The organism is Acrocarpospora phusangensis (assembly GCF_016862995.1).
In the GTDB taxonomy this organism is placed as follows: domain Bacteria; phylum Actinomycetota; class Actinomycetes; order Streptosporangiales; family Streptosporangiaceae; genus Acrocarpospora; species Acrocarpospora phusangensis.
The window spans coordinates 14,214-33,311 of sequence record NZ_BOOA01000051.1 but is presented as its reverse complement, the minus strand read 5'-3'; the positions used below and the strand labels follow the sequence as shown (position 1 = coordinate 33,311).

Here is a 19,098-nt window from a genome sequence, read left to right as displayed (position 1 = left end):
CTTAGGTGCACGGTAGTTCCACGCGGATCGTGGTGGGGCCGCCGGGCGGGCTGTCGATGCGGAGGTCGCCGTCGACCGAGCCGACCCGCTGGGACAGGCCGCGCAGGCCGCTGCCCCCGGCCGGGTCCGCGCCGCCCCGGCCGTCGTCGTGGATGACCAGGTTCAGCCGGTCGGCCTCCCGCCACACCAGGACCTGCGCGGAGGACGCCCCGGCGTGTTTGGCGATGTTGGTCAGGGCCTCGGAGACGACGAAGAAGGCCACCGCCTCGATGGTCGGGGTGACCCGTTCCCTGACGTCCACGCTCAGCCGTACGGGGACGGGCGCGCGGGCGGCGATGCCGGACAGGGCCGCGTCGAGGCCCTGGTCGTTGAGGACGGCGGGGTGCAGGCCCTGAACGAGGTCGCGGAGTTCCTTCAGGGCGAGCTTGGCCTCCTCGTGCGCCTGGGAGATCAGCTTCGTGGCGGGCTCGGGCAGGTCGGTGAGGGTGGCGCGGGCCATGCCGAGGTTCATCGCCAGCCAGACCAGGCGCTGCTGGGTGCCGTCGTGCAGATCCCGCTCGATCCTGCGGCGCTCGGTGTCGGCGGCGTCGATCACCTCGGCGCGGCTCTCCTGGAGGGTCTCCACGCGCTGGGCCAGCAGTTCCTTCTGGCTGGGGCCGAGCAGGGCCGCCGCGGCGTACTCGTCCAGCGCGGTCACTCCCCGGGCCACCCACGGGCCGGTCACCAGCAGGCCCATCGCGACCAGGGTGGCCAGGGTGCCCGGCCAGGTGGTGCCGTCCTCGACCCACATCTGTACGGCGAACGCGATCGCGACCAGGGCCCCCGACCAGGCCATGATCACCAGCAGCGAGCCGATGCCGGCGATCAGCGGGGCCACCAGGTGGTAGCCGAGCTGCCGCCACGTGCTCGCGACCCGGGCCTCCTGGTAGAGGATCTTGAAAGGGTTCCAGCTTCTGGCCGGGCGGCGGGTGACCTGGGGGATGTCCAGGCCCAGGAAGGCGTTGAATCGGCCGCGCTGGATCCTCGTGAGGACGGGGACCAGCCAGAACAGCAACATCAGGGAGGCGACCGGGACCACGACCGTCCAGATCATCAGGATCGAGGCCGCGGTGAGTCCGCCGATGACGGCGGCCGACGCGAGCGCGATCGGGAATCCGGTCACGACGTGCGCGGTCCGCAGCCAGGCCGGCGCCGCCCAGTGGCCGCGAACCCGCTCCCATGGACTGGTCATTTCGACCGATATTGCCATGTCTTCTACCGTAGGGAGCAGGCTGACCTCACGACATGACGGTGGTATCCCGTTCTGGGGTAGTGCTGGCCCTACCATCGGGGATACTCATCGTGGTTGCACACCGACCCGGGAGAATCATGTGGCGGCTGCGGAGAATCATGACGATGGCGAGATGTCGTCTCTAGGCCCGTGGACGGAGGAATCCGTCTTCTCCGCCAAGCATTTCCGGCTCGCCTGCCGGTCCAGCGGCCCCTACACCATCATCGAGCTCGAAGGCGAGATCGACGCCCTCGCCGAGCCGCCCTTCCGCGACCTCGTCCAGGAACACCTCGACCGCCACCTCATCTTCGACCTCTCCCGCCTGTCCTTCATCGACAGCTCCGGCCTCCAGGTCCTCCTCGACGCCCACCGCCGCACCCCCACCGCCTTCTGCGCCCCCACCCCCCGAATCCTCCGCCTCCTCACCCAACTAGGCCTCCTCAACAAAATCCGCCTATACCCCTCCATCCAAGAAGCCCTCACCTAACCCGGGCCACGCTGGCCGAACTCCTTAGCCACGGATATCAGAAGGTGTTCTGACATACACTTGTGGCATGAGCACGAGCCACGCCGACGCGGTGACCTTCTCTGACCTGTCCAGGAATCCCCGGGCCGTGGCTGAGCGCGCATCCCGCTTGGGACGCGTACGGGTCACTCATCGGGATGCTCCGGACTTCTACCTGACTGCGGCTGATCGTGAAGAGGAGCGGGACAGGACGCTGGCCACCGCCTCTCGGCTGTTCCTTGCCCTGATCAAGCACGACCCCACCGCGCGGGCGCTGGTCATCGCCATGCCGGAGGTCTTTCCCTGGGTGCGTCATCTGTCTTCGGACGAACTGCGCAGTTTCACTCTCGAATTGGTCGAAGCGCTCTCCGATGCGGCCGAGCTGGATGTCGATGCCACCACCCACGAGGTCATCGCGGGCTGGCGAGCAACGGCAAGGATCAAGGCTGATCCCGAACGTTACGCGGAGGCTCGCAGACCCACGAGCGGCGACTTCGGACCGGTGCAGGTCTCGGCATGAGTCCGAAGCGCGGTGATCGAGTCACCGTGCCACCGCTGGCGGACGGTCGTGTGCGCTACGTCATCGACGATGCGGCCCACACAGTATGGGTGGTATACGCATCTCCCCGGCACCCCAAGGACACCGAGTAGGTCGCTGCCGGGTGCGCGATTGAGTGTTCGTCGAGCAGGTGCGCCGGCAATCAGATGGCCCCCAGTGTAGGGCGTGACCCTACGCTGGGGGCCGGGGCGATCAAGGGAGGGAGCGGAGCCCCGGAGGGGATCAAAGGGTGGGTGGGTGGGGGAAAGTGGTTACGACATCGGGCAGGTTGAGCGGTATTCCTCGGTGTCGCCGCCGCGGGTGGGGCCGGGGCAGATGAACTGGTCGTAGCGGGTGTCGTCGTCGACGAAGCGCTTGAGCCAGGCGACCATCTGCCGGGCGAGCGGCGTGTTCGTCGTCTGCGGGAAGAAGTGGCTGGCGTTGTTGAGCTCGAGGTACGCCTTCTCAGCTTGGGAGATGCTCGAGTAGAAGGGCTCCGAGTGCGACGAAACAGGGGCGATGCTGTCGCTTTCACCGCCCACGATCAGGGTCGGAACGCGTACCTCGGACCAGCTCTTGTCGAGGTTCCACGGCGCGATGGGCACCGCGGCCTGGAGCGCGGGCCGGGACGAGGCGGCTTCGAGGGTGCCTCCACCGCCCATGGAGTGCCCGGCCACCGCGAGCCGGTCGCGGTCGATGCGGTTCCGCACGGTGGCCGAACTGTCGTTGACGAGGTAGTCGAGCGCGGCCAGGAGCTGCCGCCCCCGGCTGTCGGGCTGGTCGTAGACGGAGTCGGTCTCGATCCCGATCACGACGAACCCGTGCGAGGCGATGCGCGGGCCTAACCAGGAGAGGCTGGACCACCGCGCGGTGTACCCGGGCGAGATGGCGACGGCCCCGAAGGTGCCCTGGCTGGTGTCGGTCGGGTAGTAGACGGTCCCGCCCCCGAACCCGGAGACGAGCGACGAGACCGAGGCGGTCGCGGTCGCGAAGGGCCCGCGGGAGGCGGTCAGGATCGTGTTGGTGGGGTCCGGCCCCCGCTCGTACGGGCCGGCGGCCTGCGCGGGGGAGGCCACGGCGACGGTGGCGGCGGCGAGGACTAGGACGACGGTGAGCCGAGTGGCGAGCTGGGTGAGGCGCGACAGGGGGGTGGGGTGCACGGCGGTCTTCTCCCGGTTCTGGGAGCCGCTGTGTTGCGGGCGTGTTTCGGGCTACGCACTGCGGCTCCGACGGAATTGCTGACTGCCGTCATCGTGAAGACCGCGACGCCGCCACGCATCGGTGAGATCACCTGTCCCGCGCCTCACGCGGTGGTTTCACCGATGGCACGAGAAAAGCCGCGCTTGAGGGGCGCGGCTGCGAGCACTATTCTGATTATTTGCTATTAAGCAAAGTATTTACAATGCGTGCCGCTGGAAGGATATCACACGCGTGATCCAACGTCAAGATATTCAACTGGAGCAAGAGCGCGTCTCCATGCTCTACCGCCGCCTCGACACCGTACGCGAACAGACCGAGAAAGCCCTCGCCGGCGCGCACGCCCGTGGCGGACCGGGCGGCACCCGGCAGGCGCGCGTGGAGCGCGAGGTAGCCGCCGACGAGTACGCCCGCCGCCTGGCCCAGCTGAACTCGGTGGAACGCGGCCTCTGCTTCGGCCGTATCGACCTCGGCCGCATCGACGAACTCGGCGAGGCGCTGTACATCGGCCGCGTCGGTCTGCGCAACGAGGAGCACGAGACCGTGCTGGTGGACTGGCGCGCCCCGGCCGCCCGCCCGTTCTACGCCGCCACCGCGTCCGACCCCGCCGGCCTGGTCCGCCGCCGGCACCTGCGCACCCGCGGCCGGACCGTGGTCGGCATGGACGACGAGGTCTTCGACCTGACCCAGATGAGCGACGGCGACCGCGACACCCTGGTCGGCGAGGCCGCCCTGCTGGCCGCGCTGGAACGCGGCCGCACCGGACGCATGGGCGACGTGGTCGCCACCATCCAGACCGAGCAGGACCGGGTGATCCGCTCGGGCCTGCACGGAACCCTCGTCGTCCAGGGCGGCCCCGGCACCGGCAAGACGGTCGCCGCCCTGCACCGCGCGGCCTACCTGCTCTACACCTACCGGGACACCCTGGAACGCCGTGGCGTGCTCGTGGTCGGCCCGAACGCCACCTTCTCCCGCTACATCGAGCAGGTCCTGCCCGCGCTCGGCGAGACCGACGTCGTGCTCTCCAGCGTCGGCGAACTCTTCCCCGGCCTCGCCGCCACCCAGGTGGACGTCCCCGGGGTGGCCCGGATCAAGGGTGACCTCGCCATGGTGGAGGCGATGGCCAGGGCGGTGGCCGACCGGCAGCGCGTGCCCGACGGCGACCTGGAGATCGAGCTGGGCCCGCTGACGCTGACGGTCCCGCACGCCGTCTGCGTCAAGGCGAGAAAGCGTGCCTCCCGCCACCCGCACAACGCCGGCCGCAAGCTCTTCGCCCTGGACCTGCTGCGCGCCCTGGCCCTCGACGAGGCCCGCCGCCTCGACGCCCCCGACGATCCGGAGGACCTGGAGTACGCCCGCAAACTCCTCTGGCAGGAACCCCAGGTGCGTGAGGCCATCGACGCGTTGTGGCCGGCCCTCACGCCGTACCGGCTGGTGGGGGAGCTGTTCACGGACCCGGTGCGGCTGGCGGCGGCCGGGCTCAGCGAGGACCTGCTGCGCCCGCGCGGCGCTCCCTGGACGGTGGACGACGTGCCGCTGCTGGACGAGGCCGCCGAGCTCGTCGGGGAGGAACCGCAGACGCAGGCCCAGCGGACCGCCGCCAGGAGGGCCCGCGAGGAGGACGAGCTGTACGCCCGCGAGGTGCTGACCATCACCGGCCTGGAGGACATCGACGTCGCCGCGTTCGCCGAGTGGCAGCACGACCGGGGCCGGGAGTACCTGACCACCGCGAGCCGCGCCGCCGCCGACCGCGGCTGGATCTACGGCCACGTCATCGTGGACGAGGCCCAGGAACTGTCCGCGATGGCCTGGCGCATGGTGATGCGCCGGGTGCCGACCCGCTCGATGACCGTCGTCGGCGACCTCGGCCAGACCGGCAACGCGGCGGGCGCCCGCAGCTGGGGCGAGATGCTGGACGGCTACGTGCGCTGGCGCGAGGAGCGGCTGACCGTCAACTACCGCACCCCGAAGGAGATCATGGACGTGGCCGCCGACGTCCTCCGCGAGGTCGCCCCCGACCAGAAACCTCCCCGGTCGGTACGGCACGGCGAACCACCCCACGCCATCCGCGTCACCCCGCACACCCTCCCCGGCGTCCTGGCCCGCCTGGTGGGCACCCCCGTGGACGGCCGGCTCGCCGTGATCACGACTGACGAACGCTACGCCGAAGTCGCCGCGCTGTTGCCGGAAGCCGTTACGCTCGATCCGCTGGATTCTCCGGTGGCCGTGCTGACGGTGACGCGGTCCAAAGGGCTGGAGTTCGACGAGGTGATCGTCGTGGCGCCGGAGGAGATGGCGGGTCGCGAGCTGTACGTCGCGATGACCAGGGCGACCCGGCGGCTGACGGTGCTTCACGAGGGGGAGCTGCCGGCCACGCTGCGCGGGGCTACTCGGAGAGTCTAATCAGGACTATCCTTGTAGGAAATACCGGGAGGCTGAATGCACTGGGGAGATCCGATGCAGTGTGCCGAGTCACCCGTGCCGGCCGCGATCGGGGCCGGCCGCTGGATCCGCGCCGCCGCCGTGGACGACGAGCGCGGGCGGCACTGGCGGCCCAACCCGGACCCGGACGGCCGCTCCGCCGCCCCGGGCCAGGAGGCGTCCCTTTACTCCGGCGCCGCCGGGATCGTGCTGTTCTTCCTGGAACTGGCCGCCGCCACCGGCGACGACACGTACCTGAGGGACGCCGAGCTGGGCGCCGACTACCTGGTGGCCACCTGGCCGGAGGTGCGCGACCTCTCGCTCTACCACGGCCTGACGGGGATCGCCTTCGCACTCGCCGAGGTGGGCTGGGCGACCGGCGGCGAACGCTTCTCGGCCGCGGCCAAGCGGGTCGCGGACCAGGTCGTGGGGAGCGTGCGCACGTTGGACCAGGGCATCGGCTGGACGGGGGACCCCGCCCAGCGCGGCGACGGCGGGATCATCCTGGGGCTGCTCCACGCGGCCGGCATCCTCGGGGTCTCCGCGTACGAGCAGGTGGCCGTCGAGGCGGGCGAGCGCATCGCCCAACTCGTCGTGCCGGGCCACCGGTTCGGTGTCGAGACGCCCGACCTGCCGATGGACGCGGTCACCCCCGGGTTCCTGTCCGGAACCTCCGGCACGGGGTTCCTTCTGGCCCGTCTGTACGGGGTGACCAGGGACGAGCGCTTTCTTGCCGCGGCGCGACGTGGGGCGGACTTCGTCCGGACCATCAGCGCGGTGAGCGAGAAGTGCGCGCTCGTGCCGCATCATGTGCCGCAGGCCAGAGCGCTGCACTATCTGGGCTTCTGCTCGGGTTCCGCCGGAGTGGCGAGGATGTTCTACGAGCTGTACCGGGTGACCGGAGACCCGGGCGACCTGGACTGGGTGGAGCGGCTGGCGCGCGGGATCGTCAACAGCGGCGTGCCGGGGCGGCGTACCGAGGGGTACTGGAACGTGGCATGCCAGTGCTGCGGGGCGGCCGGGCTGCTGGAGCTGTTCGTCGGCTTGTGGGCGGCGACCGGGGAGGCCGGGCACCTGGAGGTGGCGGGGGCGATCGCGGACGACCTGATCGGGCGGGCCACGCAGAACGGCGGTTACCGCTGGTACCAGGCCTATCGGCGGCTGCGGCCCGGGGAGGTCACCGCCGACACCGGCTATCTGGTGGGCGCGGCCGGGATCGGCGCGGCGCTGCTGCATCTGGCGGCGGCCAGGGACGGCAAGGCGTGCCGCCGGGTCATCCTGCTTCCCGACAACCCGTTCCCCGCGATCCCGGTGCCGGTCTCCCAGCTGTAGACCCCGAAAAATATAAGCGACCGGTCGGTCTTATTGTTGCTATGCTGGCCGCGTGATCGACGGACGGTTGGCGCGGGGTGAGCGGACCCGGCAGGCGGTGCTCGGCAGCGCGGTGGCTCTGGCCTCCGTGGAAGGTCTGGAGGGCCTGTCGCTGGCAAGGCTCGCCCAGAGCCTCGGCGTCAGCAAGTCCGGACTTTTCAGTCATTGGCCGGATAAGCAGCGGCTCCAGCTGGACATGGTCGAGCACGCCAGGAACCAGTGGATCGAGGAGATCGTCCGGCCTGCCCTGCGCGAGCCGCGCGGGGTCCGGCGGCTCTGGGCCGTACACGCCAATCGGATGGACTTCTACGAGCGGCGGGTGCTGCCCGGCGGCTGCTTCTTCGCGGCCGTCGAACCCGAGGTGGACGACCACCCGGGTCCGGTCAGGGACGCCATCGCCGCCGCCAAGCAGGACTGGGTGACCCTGCTCGGCGACCTCGCCACGCGGGCCGTCGAGATGGGCGAGCTGCGGCCGGGCACCGACGCCGCCCAGCTCGCCTTCGAGATCCAGGCGCTCGGCGCCGCGGTGATCACCCACACGCTGGTGCTCCGCAAGGAGCCCAGCTTCCGGTTCGCGCGCCAGGCCGTGCTGGACCGGCTGCGCTTCCTCGCCACAGATCCCAGCGTCCTCCCGGAGACCTCCCCATGACGACGGCAGTCGAGCCCGGCCACATCGAGAACGTGCTGATCCACTTCGACGACCTGGACGCGATGGGCGTCCTCCACAACGGCCGCTACGTGCTGCTGCTCGAACGCGCCCTGGCCGCCTACTGGTCCGAGCGCGGCTGGCCGTTCGACCCCGCCACGCCGCACTTCGCCGACATCTTCTTCGTGGTCCGCGAGTTCGCCATCACCTACCACGTCCCCATCGCCGCGGTCGGCCCGATCGGCGTGCACTTCTGGCTGGACCGCGTCGGCACCACCAGCCTGGTGTACGGCTTCCGCGTGCTCTCCGCCGACCGCAGCGTGATCCACGCCGAAGGCCGCCGGGTCCAGGTCAAGATCGACCCGGCCACCCTGCGGCCCGCCCCGATCGGGGCCGACGTCCGTGACGCCTGCGCTGTCCTGCTGAAATAGCGCCGGTGAGATGATTGCGGCGCCCGGGAGGAGGGGCGTCCTCCCTCCTCCCGGGCACCGGTCTGTCACGAGGCGTACGCCTCGAATTCCGACAGCTGGGCGGCCGGCCAGCCGGTGTTACCCGTGACGTGCAGCCGCAGGTAGCGGCAGGTGGCCTGCGGGAACGTGATCGTCACCGTGTTGCCCGTGGCGGGGTTGAAGACCCGGCCCTGGGAGGCGGAGACCACGTTGTAGATGTTGTTGTCGGTGGAGCACTGCACGGAGAGCGTCTGGGTACGGGTGGCCCAGGCCGCCGGCGGCGGCAGCTTCAGCACGACCCGGCTCACCGTGCGGTTCTGGCCGAAGTCCACGGTCAGCGTCTGCGGGAAGGCGTTGTTGGCGCTCTCCCAGTAGGTGCCGGCGTTGCCGTCGTTGGTGTTGGAGCCGGGGTAGACGTCGGTGAAGCTGCTCGCCGTCATCGGGCGGCCCAGGGTGAGGTTCCCCGCCGGAGGCGAGGGTGACGGGGACGGCGAGGGTGACGGAGAGGGGGACGGGGACGGGCTCGGGCTCGCGGCGGTGCCGTACACCTCGAAGGCGGACAGCTGGGCGGCCGGCCAGCCGGTGTTGCCGGTCACGTTGATCCGGACGTAGCGCACGTTCGCCGTGGCGAAGTTGATCGTCACGGTGTTGCCCGTGGCCGGGTTGAAGACCTGGCCCGCTGAGGCCGCCAGCGTGCTGAACGAGGAGCCGTTGGTCGAGCCCTGGACCGAGAGGGTCTGGGTTCTGGTGTTCCAGGCCGCCGGCGGCGGCAGCTTCAGCACCACCCGCTGCACGTTCGCGTTGCCGCACAGGTCCACGGTGATGCTCTGCGGGAAGGCGTTGTTGGCGCTCTCCCAGTAGGTGTCGGCGTTGCCGTCCACCGCGTTGGCCGGCACGAAGCCCAGGTTCTGGCTGGTGGCGGTGACCGTCTTGCCGCGGGCCAGGTCCCCGGTGCCGACGTTGCACTGTGGCGGCGACGGAGAAGGTGAAGGTGAGGGCGACGGAGACGGGGACGGCGAGTTCGGCGGAGGGGACTGGGTCGGGCCGCCGCCACCCGGGTAGATGTAGTTCGGCTGCGGCCAGACCCCGCTACAGGTGGTGTTGTTCGGGATGTTCCACCCGGAGTTGCCGCCCAGGTCCACCGGGCTGAACGAGGTCCCCACACAGTTGTGGATCGGGGTGCCCGCGCCGATGTAGGAGGCGTCCACGTTCTGGAAGGTGGTGTTCGCCCCGGACTGCGCCTGCATCACGTACGTGCCGACGCCGACGATGTTGACGTTCCGGAAGTTGACCGTGCTTGTGGAGCCCTCGATGAAGTGGATCGCGGCGTACGAACTGTCCAGGATGTCGGTGTCGGTGATGTTGATGGTGGCGTTGACCGGCTCGTTGAGGCCGGAGAACCAGATCGCGCCGACGCCGAAGCGCCAGTTGAAGTCGTTGTTCCCGGCCCGGATCAGGGTGTTGCGGGAGACCGTGTGGGTGCCCGCGACCGCGGTGCCCTGGCCGGAGTTGACGCCGGGGTAGCGGTTGGCGATGTGGATGCCGCCGCCGTTGGTGACCGTGTCCGTGACCACGTTGTCGGTGATCCTTATGTCCCTGCCGCCGTACGTGACGATGTTGTTGGCCAGGATCGGCGAGACCACCGTGTTGAAGGTGAAGGAGTTGTTGACGTTCGCCATCCGGTCCGGCCACATGGCCAGGCCGTCGTCGCCGGTGTTGCGGACGAAGGTGTTGGTCACCGTGGAGTTCGTCACGCCGGTGTGGAAGTTCACGCCGTCCGCGATCTGGTCCACGATCCGGCTGTTCCTGATGGTGAAGTTGTCCATCGGGCCGTCCATCCAGGCCCCGACCTTGGTGTTCTCCATGAAGACGTTGTCGATGACCGAGTTGCTCATCGCGCCGCCGAAGGCGTTCACCTGGTCGTTGTCCTCGCGCTCCTGCATCTCGCCGTGGACGGCCAGGTCGCGGACGGTCACGTTGCGGCTCGGGCCGCCGGCCTCGTGCGGCCGGATGCCGCCCTGGTAGCCGCCGCCGGCCACGTACTTGCCGTAGATGCCGACCGCGCGGTTGCGCTGGGTGGGGTGGCGGCCGGTGAGCGTGGTGTGCCACGGCCCGGCGCCGCGCAGGGTCACGCCGTCCACGACCACGTGGTCCCAGAGCGTCCAGGTTCCGGCGGGGACGTACACCTCGCGGCCCTGCGCCCGGCCGGCGTCGACGGCGGCCTGGAAGGCGGCCGTGTTGTCGGTGCCCGCGTTGTTCGGCACCGCGCCGAAGTCCGCCACCGAGAGCGAGTTGGCGGGCCGGCCGATCGCGCCGGGGGCCACCTCGAAGTCGGCCAGGTCCACGGTGACCGGCGTGCCGGACGCGGTCTGCACCCGGATCTTGGTGCCGATCGGGTACGTGCTGCCGAGCAGGGTGTGGGTCTCGTCGTAGAAGTGGTGCGGGTTGGTGTCGCCCGGGTTGTTGTTGAACGGGTAGCCGCCGTAGTACCAGCCGTACTTGCTGGTCAGGGAGAGGTCCTTGAGTTTCGTGCCGTTGACCCTGATGTCGGCGTTGATGGTCTGGCCGGTGCCGCCGTTCGCGTCCGGGATGCTGTAGCGCACGGTCATCGCGTTGGCGGGCTGGGTCAGGGTGAACTCGACGTACTCGCCGGCGGAGTCGAGGGTGACCGCGCGGCGGCCGGAGGCCTCGGAGGGCAGCGTGCCGTAGATGCGGTTGGGGCCGATGACCGTGCCGTTGGTGGCGGCGGCCTCGGCTTCGAACTCGATGAACGGAACCGTCGCGCCGCGTCCTGGCACGTCGAAGGGGCCGATCGTGGAGGTGGCCGCGCTCGCGCTGGTGGACAGCAGCGGGACCGCGACCGCGCCGGCGGTCAGGGTCAGCGCCACGGAGGCCACGATGGCGGACATCTTGCGGGTCGTCCTGGCGCGTGAGGCGCCGTCGGTGGGGGGATGGCCCGATGTCATCATCGGCGGACCCTTCCTCAGCAGAGCCGGGCGTGCCACGTGACCAGGGACGCTTCTGATGACGCGAACCGGCGGGGGGTGTTTGACGCCACCGGTCGGCCTGCGATCGGAGGCATCGAGTTGAGCACACCATAGGATGGCGAACAGAAGTCCGCAATATTTCTACTGGGTTTCGCAAAAGAACATCCCGGATGTGTGCGGTAACAAGTACGTCTTTGCTGGTCGGACGTCCCATCCACCCTCCACGCCCCTCCTTGCTCCTGGATTGCCCTTTTGTCAAGGCGTTGAGCTGGGGAAACTTCGGCGTTCTGTGCGAGTTGCGGCACGTTTGCGGGACGAAACCGGTCGATCTCGCGCCGTGGAACCCCTCCCACGGCTGATCGAGCCCCGGCACCTCGCAAACCCCTGAATTTCCGCGCAAATACGTGAATATTCGGGACTAGCTGGACCGTCTTCACTCCAGCCCGGTCCCGGCCGTGCGATGGAAAACGCTCTCCTCGGCAGATCTCGTCGCTGGAACGCAAGCGGGTTGCGTGAATCTGGCGTATGATTTGCGCTGTGACACGTCGACTTGCTGAAGTGGCGAAGAAAGTCGGGGTCAGCGAGGCCACCGTGAGCCGGGTTCTCAACGGCAAACCCGGGGTCTCCGACGCGACCCGGGCCGCGGTGCTGACCGCCCTGGACGTTCTCGGCTACGAGCGCCCGACCCAGCTGCGGGGCGAGCGCGCCCGCCTGGTCGGCCTGGTGCTGCCCGAGCTGGGCAACCCGATCTTTCCCGCGCTCGCCGAGATCGTCGGCGGCGCGCTCGCCCAGCGCGGCTTCACGCCGGTGCTGTGCACCCGCACCGCCGGCGGCCTGTCCGAGGCCGACTACGTGGAGATGCTGCTGGAGCAGCAGGTCTCCGGAGTCGTGTTCGCCGGCGGGCACTTCGCCGAGGCCGACGCCCCGCACGAGCACTACTACCGGCTGCTCGCCCTGGGCCTGCCGGTGGTGCTGGTCAACGCGGCCAGCGACAACCTGGAGTTCCCGCGCGTCTCCACCGACGACGCGGTCGCCGTGGAGCAGGCCTTCGGCCACCTGGTCTCGCTCGGCCACGAGCACCTGGGCCTGGTGCTCGGCCCCGAGGACCACATCCCGTCCCGGCGCAAGCTGGCCGCGCTGCGGCTGGCCGCCGAGGCCGCGGGGATCGACCAGATCTCGGTCGAGCACGCGATGTTCTCGCTGGAGGGCGGCCAGGCGGTGACCAACCGGCTGATCCGCAGCGGCGTCACCGGCATCATCTGCGCCAGCGACCCGCTCGCCCTCGGCGCCATAAGAGCGGTCCGGCGGCTGGGCATGTCGGTGCCCGAGGACATCTCCGTGGTCGGCTTCGACGACTCGAACTTCATGAACTGCACCAACCCGCCGCTGACCACCGTGCGCCAGCCGATCGAGGCGATCGGCAGGGCGGCCGTCACCCTCCTGGTCAACCAGATCGACGGCGCCGTGGTCACCGCCGAGGAACTGCTCTACGAACCCGAACTCGTGGTCCGCGGCTCCACCGCCCCGGCGAAGGTCAGGGCCCTCGTGTAACCCCCGGACCCCTCCCCAACCCCGAGCCCGCGTCGCCTCCGGCGACGCGGGCTCTTTTCGTATGCCCGCCCGACCTGCGGGTTCTCCGCCGGGTCCAGACACCTGTCACTTTTTTGCATCATGCGTGACGGCCTCTTGCTAGGCATTGTCCGTCTCTGTATGTTTCTCGCAACTGGTAAACGAATCAATCTCGTAACCCCAACTACATCGAGCGGGACCTCGGGGGCTCGTTCACACGGCACCACCACCGAACTGGTGTTCTCACGATGTCGTGGGCGACCCACGGCAGGAGGGAAACATTCATGCAATCCCGAAAGATCGCGACAGTGTTCGCCGCGGCCGGACTCGTCCTGGCCGCCGCGGCGTGTGGCGCCGAGGAGCCGGCCGCTGCCCCCACCCAGGCCGCCTCCGGTTCGGCCGCCCCCGCCGCCGCCGCTCCGGTGACGATCAGCGTCGGCTGCCAGCCGCCGAAGACGAACCCCAAGGAGCGCGCTCAGTGGGACGCCGACGTCACGGCGTTCCAGGCGCAGTACCCGCACATCACGATCGAGAGCAAGGACGCGTTCCCCTGCATCGTCCCGGAGACCTTCCAGGCCAAGCTCGCCGGCGGCGAGATGGAGGACCTGTTCTACGTCTACTACACGGACGTACGGAAGATCATTCAGGCGGGTCAGGCGGCTGACATCAGCCAGTACCTGAGCGAGGTGCCGAAGGTCGGCGAGCTCCGCCAGGACGTCATGAGCATCTTCAAGGACGGCGAGAAGGTGTACGGCATCCCGCGCACCAACTACGGCACCGGCCTGGTCTACAACCGCAAGCTCTTCACCCAGGCCGGCCTCAACCCGGACATGCCGCCCAAGACCTGGGCCGAGGTCCAGGACGCCGCCAAGAAGATCAGCGCGCTCGGCGCCGGCTACGTCGGCTACGGCGAGTACAGCGCCGGCAACACCGGCGGCTGGCACTTCACGTCCTCCATCTACGGCCGCGGCGGCGACGTGGTGAGCGCCGACGGCAAGACCGCGGCGTTCAACAGCCCGCAGGGCAAGGCCGTGCTGGAGAACCTGAAGACCATGCGCTGGACCGACAACAGCATGGGCACCAAGCAGCTCCACCGCTGGGAAGACCTGATGCGGATGATGGGCGCGGGCAAGCTCGGCATGATGATCGGCGCCCCGGACGTGGTGCAGGCCGTCAACAACGACTTCAAGGGCAAGTTCGAGGACTACGGCGTCACCGCGCTGCCCGAGTCCACCGCCTCCCTGAGCGGCGGCGACGGCTACATGTTCAACCCGAAGGCCACCCCCGAGCAGATCAAGGCCGGCCTGCTCTGGCTGGACTTCCGCTTCCTGACCCCCGGCCAGGGCCAGTTCAACTACGAGCGCGCGGCCAAGGACGGCACCCCGGTGGGCCTGCCCACCACCGACCTGTACGGCCCCGCCGCCCCCGGCACGGAGATCAACGCCCAGCGCGAGCAGTTCGCCAACGTCCCGGTCGCCCACTTCGCCCCGTACGTCGAGGCCGCCAAGACGGTGCAGTTCAAGCTGGAGCCGCCGAAGGCCCAGGAGATCTACGCCATCCTCGACACCGCGATGTCGGCGGTCCTGACCCGCGAGGACGCGAACGTCGACGAGCTCCTCGCCGACGCCGAGTCGAAGGTCAACAAGCTGCTGGCAGCGGGCTGACCTGACAACCGGGGGCCGGCCGTTCGTGGCCGGCCCCCGACACTCACTTGGAGATCGGGAGCCATCCGATGAGCACAATGACCGTGAAGGGATCGCGGCGGCGGTCCCCCGGGGCGACACGGCGCTCGGTCAGCCGGAACCTGACGGCCTACGGGTTTCTCAGCGGGGCACTGATCTGCTTCGCCTTCTTCTCCTGGTATCCGATGATCCGGGAGTTCATTCTGAGTTTCCAGAAGACGAACTTCATCGACCCGCCGGAGTGGGTGGGCTTCGAGAACTTCGCGACGGTCATCGACGACTCGGCGTTCGTGTCCGCCTGGGCGAACACCGCGATGTTCACCCTGCTCGCGCTCGTCTTCGGTTACCTGGTGCCGTTCGTGTTCGCGATCGTGCTGAACGAGCTGCGGCACGCGCGGTCGTACCTGCGCCTGGTGGTCTACCTTCCGGTGATGCTCCCGCCGGCGGTGGCCGTGCTGCTGTTCAAGTGGTTCTACGACCCGGGCGCCGGCCTGTTCAACCAGGCGCTGGACGTGTTCGGCCTGGGCCCGCTGGCCTGGCTGGACTCCACCGACACCGCGCTGCTCTCGCTGGTGATCGTCTCCACCTGGATGAACCTGGGCACCGGCACGCTGATCTACCTGGCCGCGCTGCAGAGCATCCCGAGCGAGCTCTACGAGGCCGCGGAGCTGGACGGCGCCGGCCTGTTCAAGCGGGTCTGGCACGTGACCATCCCGCAGACCAAGCTCATCCTGCTGGTGATGCTGCTGCTGCAGATCGTGGCCACCATGCAGGTCTTCATCGAGCCGTTCCTGTTGACCGGCGGCGGGCCGGAGAACGGCACCGTCACCGTCGCGTACCTCATGTACCAGTACGCGTTCAGCTTCGGGAACTGGGGTGGCGGCGGCGCGCTGGGCCTGATGCTCATGCTGGTGCTGATCGTGTTCTCCGCCGTCTACCTGCGTGTCTCGCGGGACCGGACCTAGAGAGGAGGGGCGCATGTCGTACAGCACTGTGCGGGACCGCGCCACGACGCGGCCGGTCACGTCCGCGCCGACCCCGCAGCGGACGCGCCGGCCCCGCCGGAGGCGGGAGGGCCCCCAGTTCCGCGGCCTGGTCTCGCCGCACACGCTGACCACCACCCGGGGAAAGATCATCTACTGGGTGGTGATGAGCTTCGTGCTCGTCACCTTCACGGCGGCGTTCGTGTTCCCGCTCTACTGGATGTTCACCGGCGCGATGAAGTCGCCCGAGGAGCTGGCCCAGGTGCCGCCCACGTTCTTCCCCGAGACGCTGAACTGGGGGGTCTGGGCGGAGGCGTGGGATCTGCTGGATCTGGGGCTGTTCCTGCGGAACACCCTGCTCTACGCGGCCGGGGCGTGGCTGTTCACGCTGGCCTTCGACGTGGCGGCGGCCTACGCGCTGTCCAAGCTGCGGCCGGTGCTGGGCAAGCTCGTGCTGGCGCTGATGCTGTCCACGCTGATGATCCCGCCGACGGTGATCCTGCTGCCGGCCTACCTGACGGTCAAGGACCTGCCCATCCTGGGGTGGAATCTGCTGAACACGCCGTGGGCCATCTGGCTGCCGGCGGTGGCCAACGGGTTCTTCATCTTCCTGCTCAAACGATTCTTCGACTCGATTCCACGCGAACTGCTGGAGGCGGCCCAGATCGACGGGGCCTCGCCGCTGCGGATCCTGTGGTCGGTCGTCCTGCCGGTGTCCCGGCCGATCATCGGCGTGGTCTCCATCCTCGCCGTGGTCAACGTCTGGAAGGACTTCGTGTGGCCGCTCCTGGTGCTGCCGGATAGCGAGAAGATGTCGATCAGTGTCGGCATTTCCTCACTTTCGGCCCAAATGCCGCAGAATGTCCTGATTGCCGCGCTCTTCATCGCGAGTGTCCCGGCGATCGTGGTCTTTCTCATCTTCCAGCGCAGCATCATGGCCGGTCTCACGGCGGGCAGCCTCAAGGGCTGAACCACCCGACCGCATTCCCAACCCTTAAGGAGTTGTTTCCAGCATGCCCGAAACGTGGTGGCGGGGGGCCGCGATTTACCAGGTCTACCCGCGCAGCTTCGCCGACGGCAACGGCGACGGCATCGGCGACCTCGCCGGTCTGCGGAGTCGCCTGCCGTATCTCGCCGACCTCGGTGTCAACGCCGTCTGGCTCACCCCCTGGTACCCCTCCCCGATGGCGGACGGCGGCTACGACGTCGCCGACTACCGGGACATCGAGCCGTCCTTCGGCACCCTGGAGGAGGCGGAGAAGTTCATCCAGGAGGCCCACGAGCTGGGCATCAAGGTCATCATCGACGTGGTGCCCAACCACAGCTCCGACCGGAGCGCGTGGTTCCAGGAGGCGCTGGCGGCCGGTCCGGGATCCGCGGCGAGGAACCGGTTCTGGTTCCAGGACGAGCCCGGCGACTGGAAGTCCATCTTCGGCGGCCCCGCCTGGTCGCAGGTGCCCGACGGGCAGTGGTACCTGCACCTGTTCGCCCCGGAGCAGCCGGACTTCAACTGGACCAACCCGGAGGTGCACCAGGAGTTCCACGACGTGCTGCGCTTCTGGTTCGACCGGGGCGTGGACGGCATCCGGATCGACTCGGCCGCCGTACTCGTGAAGGACTTCGACGGCGGCGACCCCGACGGCTACACCGACCAGCCGGGCGTGCACGACGTCTACCGCAGCTGGCGCCGCGTCGCCGAGGAGTACGACGAGCGCATCTTCATCGGCGAGGTCTGGTTCCCCGACCAGGAGCGGTTCGCCCGCTACCTGCGCCCCGACGAGATGCACACCGCCTTCAACTTCGACTTCCTGGCCTGCCCGTGGGACCCGGCCGCGCTGCGCCGCTCCATCGAGGAGACGATGGAGACCCACATCCCGCTCGGCGCGCCGCCCACCTGGGTGCTCTCCAACCACGACGTGGCCCGGGTGGTCACCCGCTACGGCCGCGAGGACACCTCCTGGGACCACGGCGCCCGCCGCGACGGCGTGCCCTCCGACCTGGAGCTGGGCTACCGGCGCTCGCGCGCGGCCGCGCTGCTGGCGATGGCGCTGCCCGGCGGCGTCTACATTTACCAGGGCGAGGAACTGGGCCTGCCCGAGGTGGACGACATCCCCGACGAGCTGCGCCAGGACCCGATCTACCACCGTTCCGGCCACACCGTGCCCGGCCGCGACGGCTGCCGCGTGCCGCTGCCCTGGTCCGGCGGCGAGCCGCCGTTCGGGTTCGGCACCGGCGAGCCGTGGCTGCCCCAGCCGGAGGCGTGGAACAAGCTCACCGCCGAAGCCCAGTCCCAGGACCTCGGCTCCATGCTCACCCTCTACCGCAACGCGCTCGCCCTGCGCCGCGAACACCTCGGCGACGGCACCCTGACCTGGCTCGACTCCGCCCCCGAGGTGCTCGCCTTCACCCGCGACTCCGGTGTGACCTGCGTCGTCAACCTCGGTTCCGACCCGGTACGGCTCCCGCCCCACGAGACCGTCCTGCTCGCCAGCGGCCCGCTGGAAGGCGACGAGCTGCCGTCCGACACAGCGGTGTGGCTGTCCTGAACGCGCTCATCGAAGCCGCCGGCCTGGAGAAGACCTATCCGGCCAGGGACCGCAAGGGCACCGCGTTCCGCGCCGTGGCCGGGGTGGACTTCCAGGTCCACCGGGGTGAGGCCTTCGGCTTCCTGGGCCCGAACGGAGCGGGGAAATCCTCCACCATGCGCATGCTCGCCGGGGTGTCCGCGCCCACCGCGGGGACGCTGCGCATCCTCGGCCTGGACCCGGTCGCCGACGGCCGCCGGGTCCGGGCCAGGCTCGGCGTCGTGCCCCAGGACGACTCCCTCGACACCCAGCTCACCGTCGAGGAGAACCTCCTGGTGTACGGGCTGTACTTCGGCCTGTCCCGCCGGGCCGTACGGGCCAGGGCGGGGGAGCTGCTGGAGTTCGCCCGGCTGGAGGACAAGGCGGGCGAACGGGTGGAGCACCTGTCCGGGGGCATGCGGCGGCGGCTCACCATCGCGCGGGCGCTCATCAACGAGCCGGAGATCCTGCTGCTGGACGAGCCCACCACCGGGCTCGACCCGCAGGCCAGGCACGTGCTGTGGGACCGGCTCTTCCGGCTCAAGCAGGACGGCGTCACCCTCATCCTCACCACGCACTACATGGACGAGGCCGAGCAGCTCTGCGACCGGCTGGTCGTGATGGACAAGGGGCTGATCGCGGACGAGGGCTCGCCGCGGGAGCTGATCGAACGGCACGTCACGCGGGAGGTGCTGGAACTGCGCTTCCCGCCGGGCGAGCACGAGGAGGTCGGCAGGAAGCTCGGCGACCAGGTCGAGGTCCTGCCCGACCGGCTGCTCTGGTACGCCGACGACGGCGAGCAGGCTCTGGCCCAGGCCACCGAGGCGGGCGTACGGCCGCTCACGGCCCTGGTGAGGCGTACCGGCCTGGAGGACGTGTTCCTGCGGCTCACCGGCCGCTCCCTCACGGACTGAGC

15 protein-coding genes are annotated in these 19,098 nt (G+C 69.4%); 12 read left to right on the top strand and 3 right to left on the bottom strand.

The genetic code is table 11. The features are described from left to right. Position 1 precedes the first annotated feature (1 nt). Positions 2-1,231 carry a sensor histidine kinase gene (locus tag Aph01nite_RS27245; RefSeq protein WP_204043847.1) on the bottom strand — a complete coding sequence of 410 codons (1,230 nt, stop codon included), beginning with the start codon at positions 1,229-1,231 and terminating at the stop codon, positions 2-4. A gap of 172 nt (positions 1,232-1,403) precedes the next feature. Here Aph01nite_RS27245 and Aph01nite_RS27240 point away from each other — a divergent pair, with 172 nt between their 5' ends. After that, the gene (locus Aph01nite_RS27240) at positions 1,404-1,757 is read left to right on the top strand and encodes an STAS domain-containing protein (protein ID WP_204043846.1); all 354 of its coding nucleotides are present in this window, start codon (positions 1,404-1,406) and stop codon (positions 1,755-1,757) included. Positions 1,758-1,824: 67 nt separating this feature from the next. Next, a complete protein-coding gene (locus Aph01nite_RS27235; protein ID WP_204043845.1) occupies positions 1,825-2,295 on the top strand; it encodes a hypothetical protein in 471 nt (156 codons plus the stop codon). 290 nt (positions 2,296-2,585) lie between these two features. Here Aph01nite_RS27235 and Aph01nite_RS27230 read toward each other — a convergent pair whose 3' ends face one another. Next, complete coding sequence (locus Aph01nite_RS27230; RefSeq protein WP_373872330.1) at positions 2,586-3,473, bottom strand: alpha/beta hydrolase family protein; 888 nt, start codon at positions 3,471-3,473, stop codon at positions 2,586-2,588. A gap of 271 nt (positions 3,474-3,744) precedes the next feature. Here Aph01nite_RS27230 and Aph01nite_RS27225 point away from each other — a divergent pair, with 271 nt between their 5' ends. The 4 genes from Aph01nite_RS27225 to Aph01nite_RS27210 are packed head-to-tail and all read left to right on the top strand — an operon-like array spanning position 3,745 to position 8,379. Beyond that, a complete protein-coding gene (locus tag Aph01nite_RS27225) occupies positions 3,745-5,913 on the top strand; it encodes a HelD family protein (RefSeq protein ID WP_507762536.1) in 2,169 nt (722 codons plus the stop codon). Positions 5,914-5,967: 54 nt separating this feature from the next. Continuing rightward, complete coding sequence (locus tag Aph01nite_RS27220; RefSeq protein WP_239162007.1) at positions 5,968-7,263, top strand: lanthionine synthetase LanC family protein; 1,296 nt, start codon at positions 5,968-5,970, stop codon at positions 7,261-7,263. 52 nt (positions 7,264-7,315) lie between these two features. Then, the gene (locus tag Aph01nite_RS27215) at positions 7,316-7,951 is read left to right on the top strand and encodes a TetR/AcrR family transcriptional regulator (protein WP_204043843.1); all 636 of its coding nucleotides are present in this window, start codon (positions 7,316-7,318) and stop codon (positions 7,949-7,951) included. After that, positions 7,948-8,379, top strand: a complete 432-nt coding sequence (locus tag Aph01nite_RS27210) for an acyl-CoA thioesterase (RefSeq protein ID WP_204043842.1) — start codon at positions 7,948-7,950, stop codon at positions 8,377-8,379. The genes Aph01nite_RS27215 and Aph01nite_RS27210 overlap by 4 nt, the downstream gene beginning before the upstream one ends. A 65-nt stretch (positions 8,380-8,444) precedes the next feature. Here the strand turns inward: Aph01nite_RS27210 and Aph01nite_RS27205 are convergent, their stop codons facing one another. Further along, a complete protein-coding gene (locus Aph01nite_RS27205) occupies positions 8,445-11,366 on the bottom strand; it encodes a discoidin domain-containing protein (protein ID WP_204043841.1) in 2,922 nt (973 codons plus the stop codon). Between the two features lie 576 nt (positions 11,367-11,942). Here Aph01nite_RS27205 and Aph01nite_RS27200 point away from each other — a divergent pair. The 6 genes from Aph01nite_RS27200 to Aph01nite_RS27175 all read left to right on the top strand — a co-directional run bounded on the left by Aph01nite_RS27200 (position 11,943) and on the right by Aph01nite_RS27175 (position 19,096). After that, positions 11,943-12,935 (top strand): LacI family DNA-binding transcriptional regulator, encoded by a 993-nt coding sequence (locus Aph01nite_RS27200; RefSeq protein WP_239162006.1) that lies wholly within the window; start codon positions 11,943-11,945, stop codon positions 12,933-12,935. 302 nt (positions 12,936-13,237) lie between these two features. Next, a complete protein-coding gene (locus Aph01nite_RS27195; RefSeq protein WP_204043839.1) occupies positions 13,238-14,617 on the top strand; it encodes an ABC transporter substrate-binding protein in 1,380 nt (459 codons plus the stop codon). Between the two features lie 68 nt (positions 14,618-14,685). Beyond that, positions 14,686-15,600 (top strand): carbohydrate ABC transporter permease, encoded by a 915-nt coding sequence (locus tag Aph01nite_RS27190; RefSeq protein ID WP_204043838.1) that lies wholly within the window; start codon positions 14,686-14,688, stop codon positions 15,598-15,600. A gap of 13 nt (positions 15,601-15,613) precedes the next feature. Then, complete coding sequence (locus Aph01nite_RS27185) at positions 15,614-16,588, top strand: carbohydrate ABC transporter permease (protein ID WP_204043837.1); 975 nt, start codon at positions 15,614-15,616, stop codon at positions 16,586-16,588. A 43-nt stretch (positions 16,589-16,631) separates the two neighbouring features. Then, positions 16,632-18,164 (top strand): glycoside hydrolase family 13 protein, encoded by a 1,533-nt coding sequence (locus tag Aph01nite_RS27180; RefSeq protein WP_204043836.1) that lies wholly within the window; start codon positions 16,632-16,634, stop codon positions 18,162-18,164. Further along, positions 18,152-19,096, top strand: coding sequence for an ABC transporter ATP-binding protein (locus Aph01nite_RS27175; RefSeq protein ID WP_239162005.1), 945 nt, complete (start codon positions 18,152-18,154; stop codon positions 19,094-19,096). Before Aph01nite_RS27180 ends, Aph01nite_RS27175 begins: the two co-directional genes overlap by 13 nt. Positions 19,097-19,098: the final 2 nt, after the last annotated feature.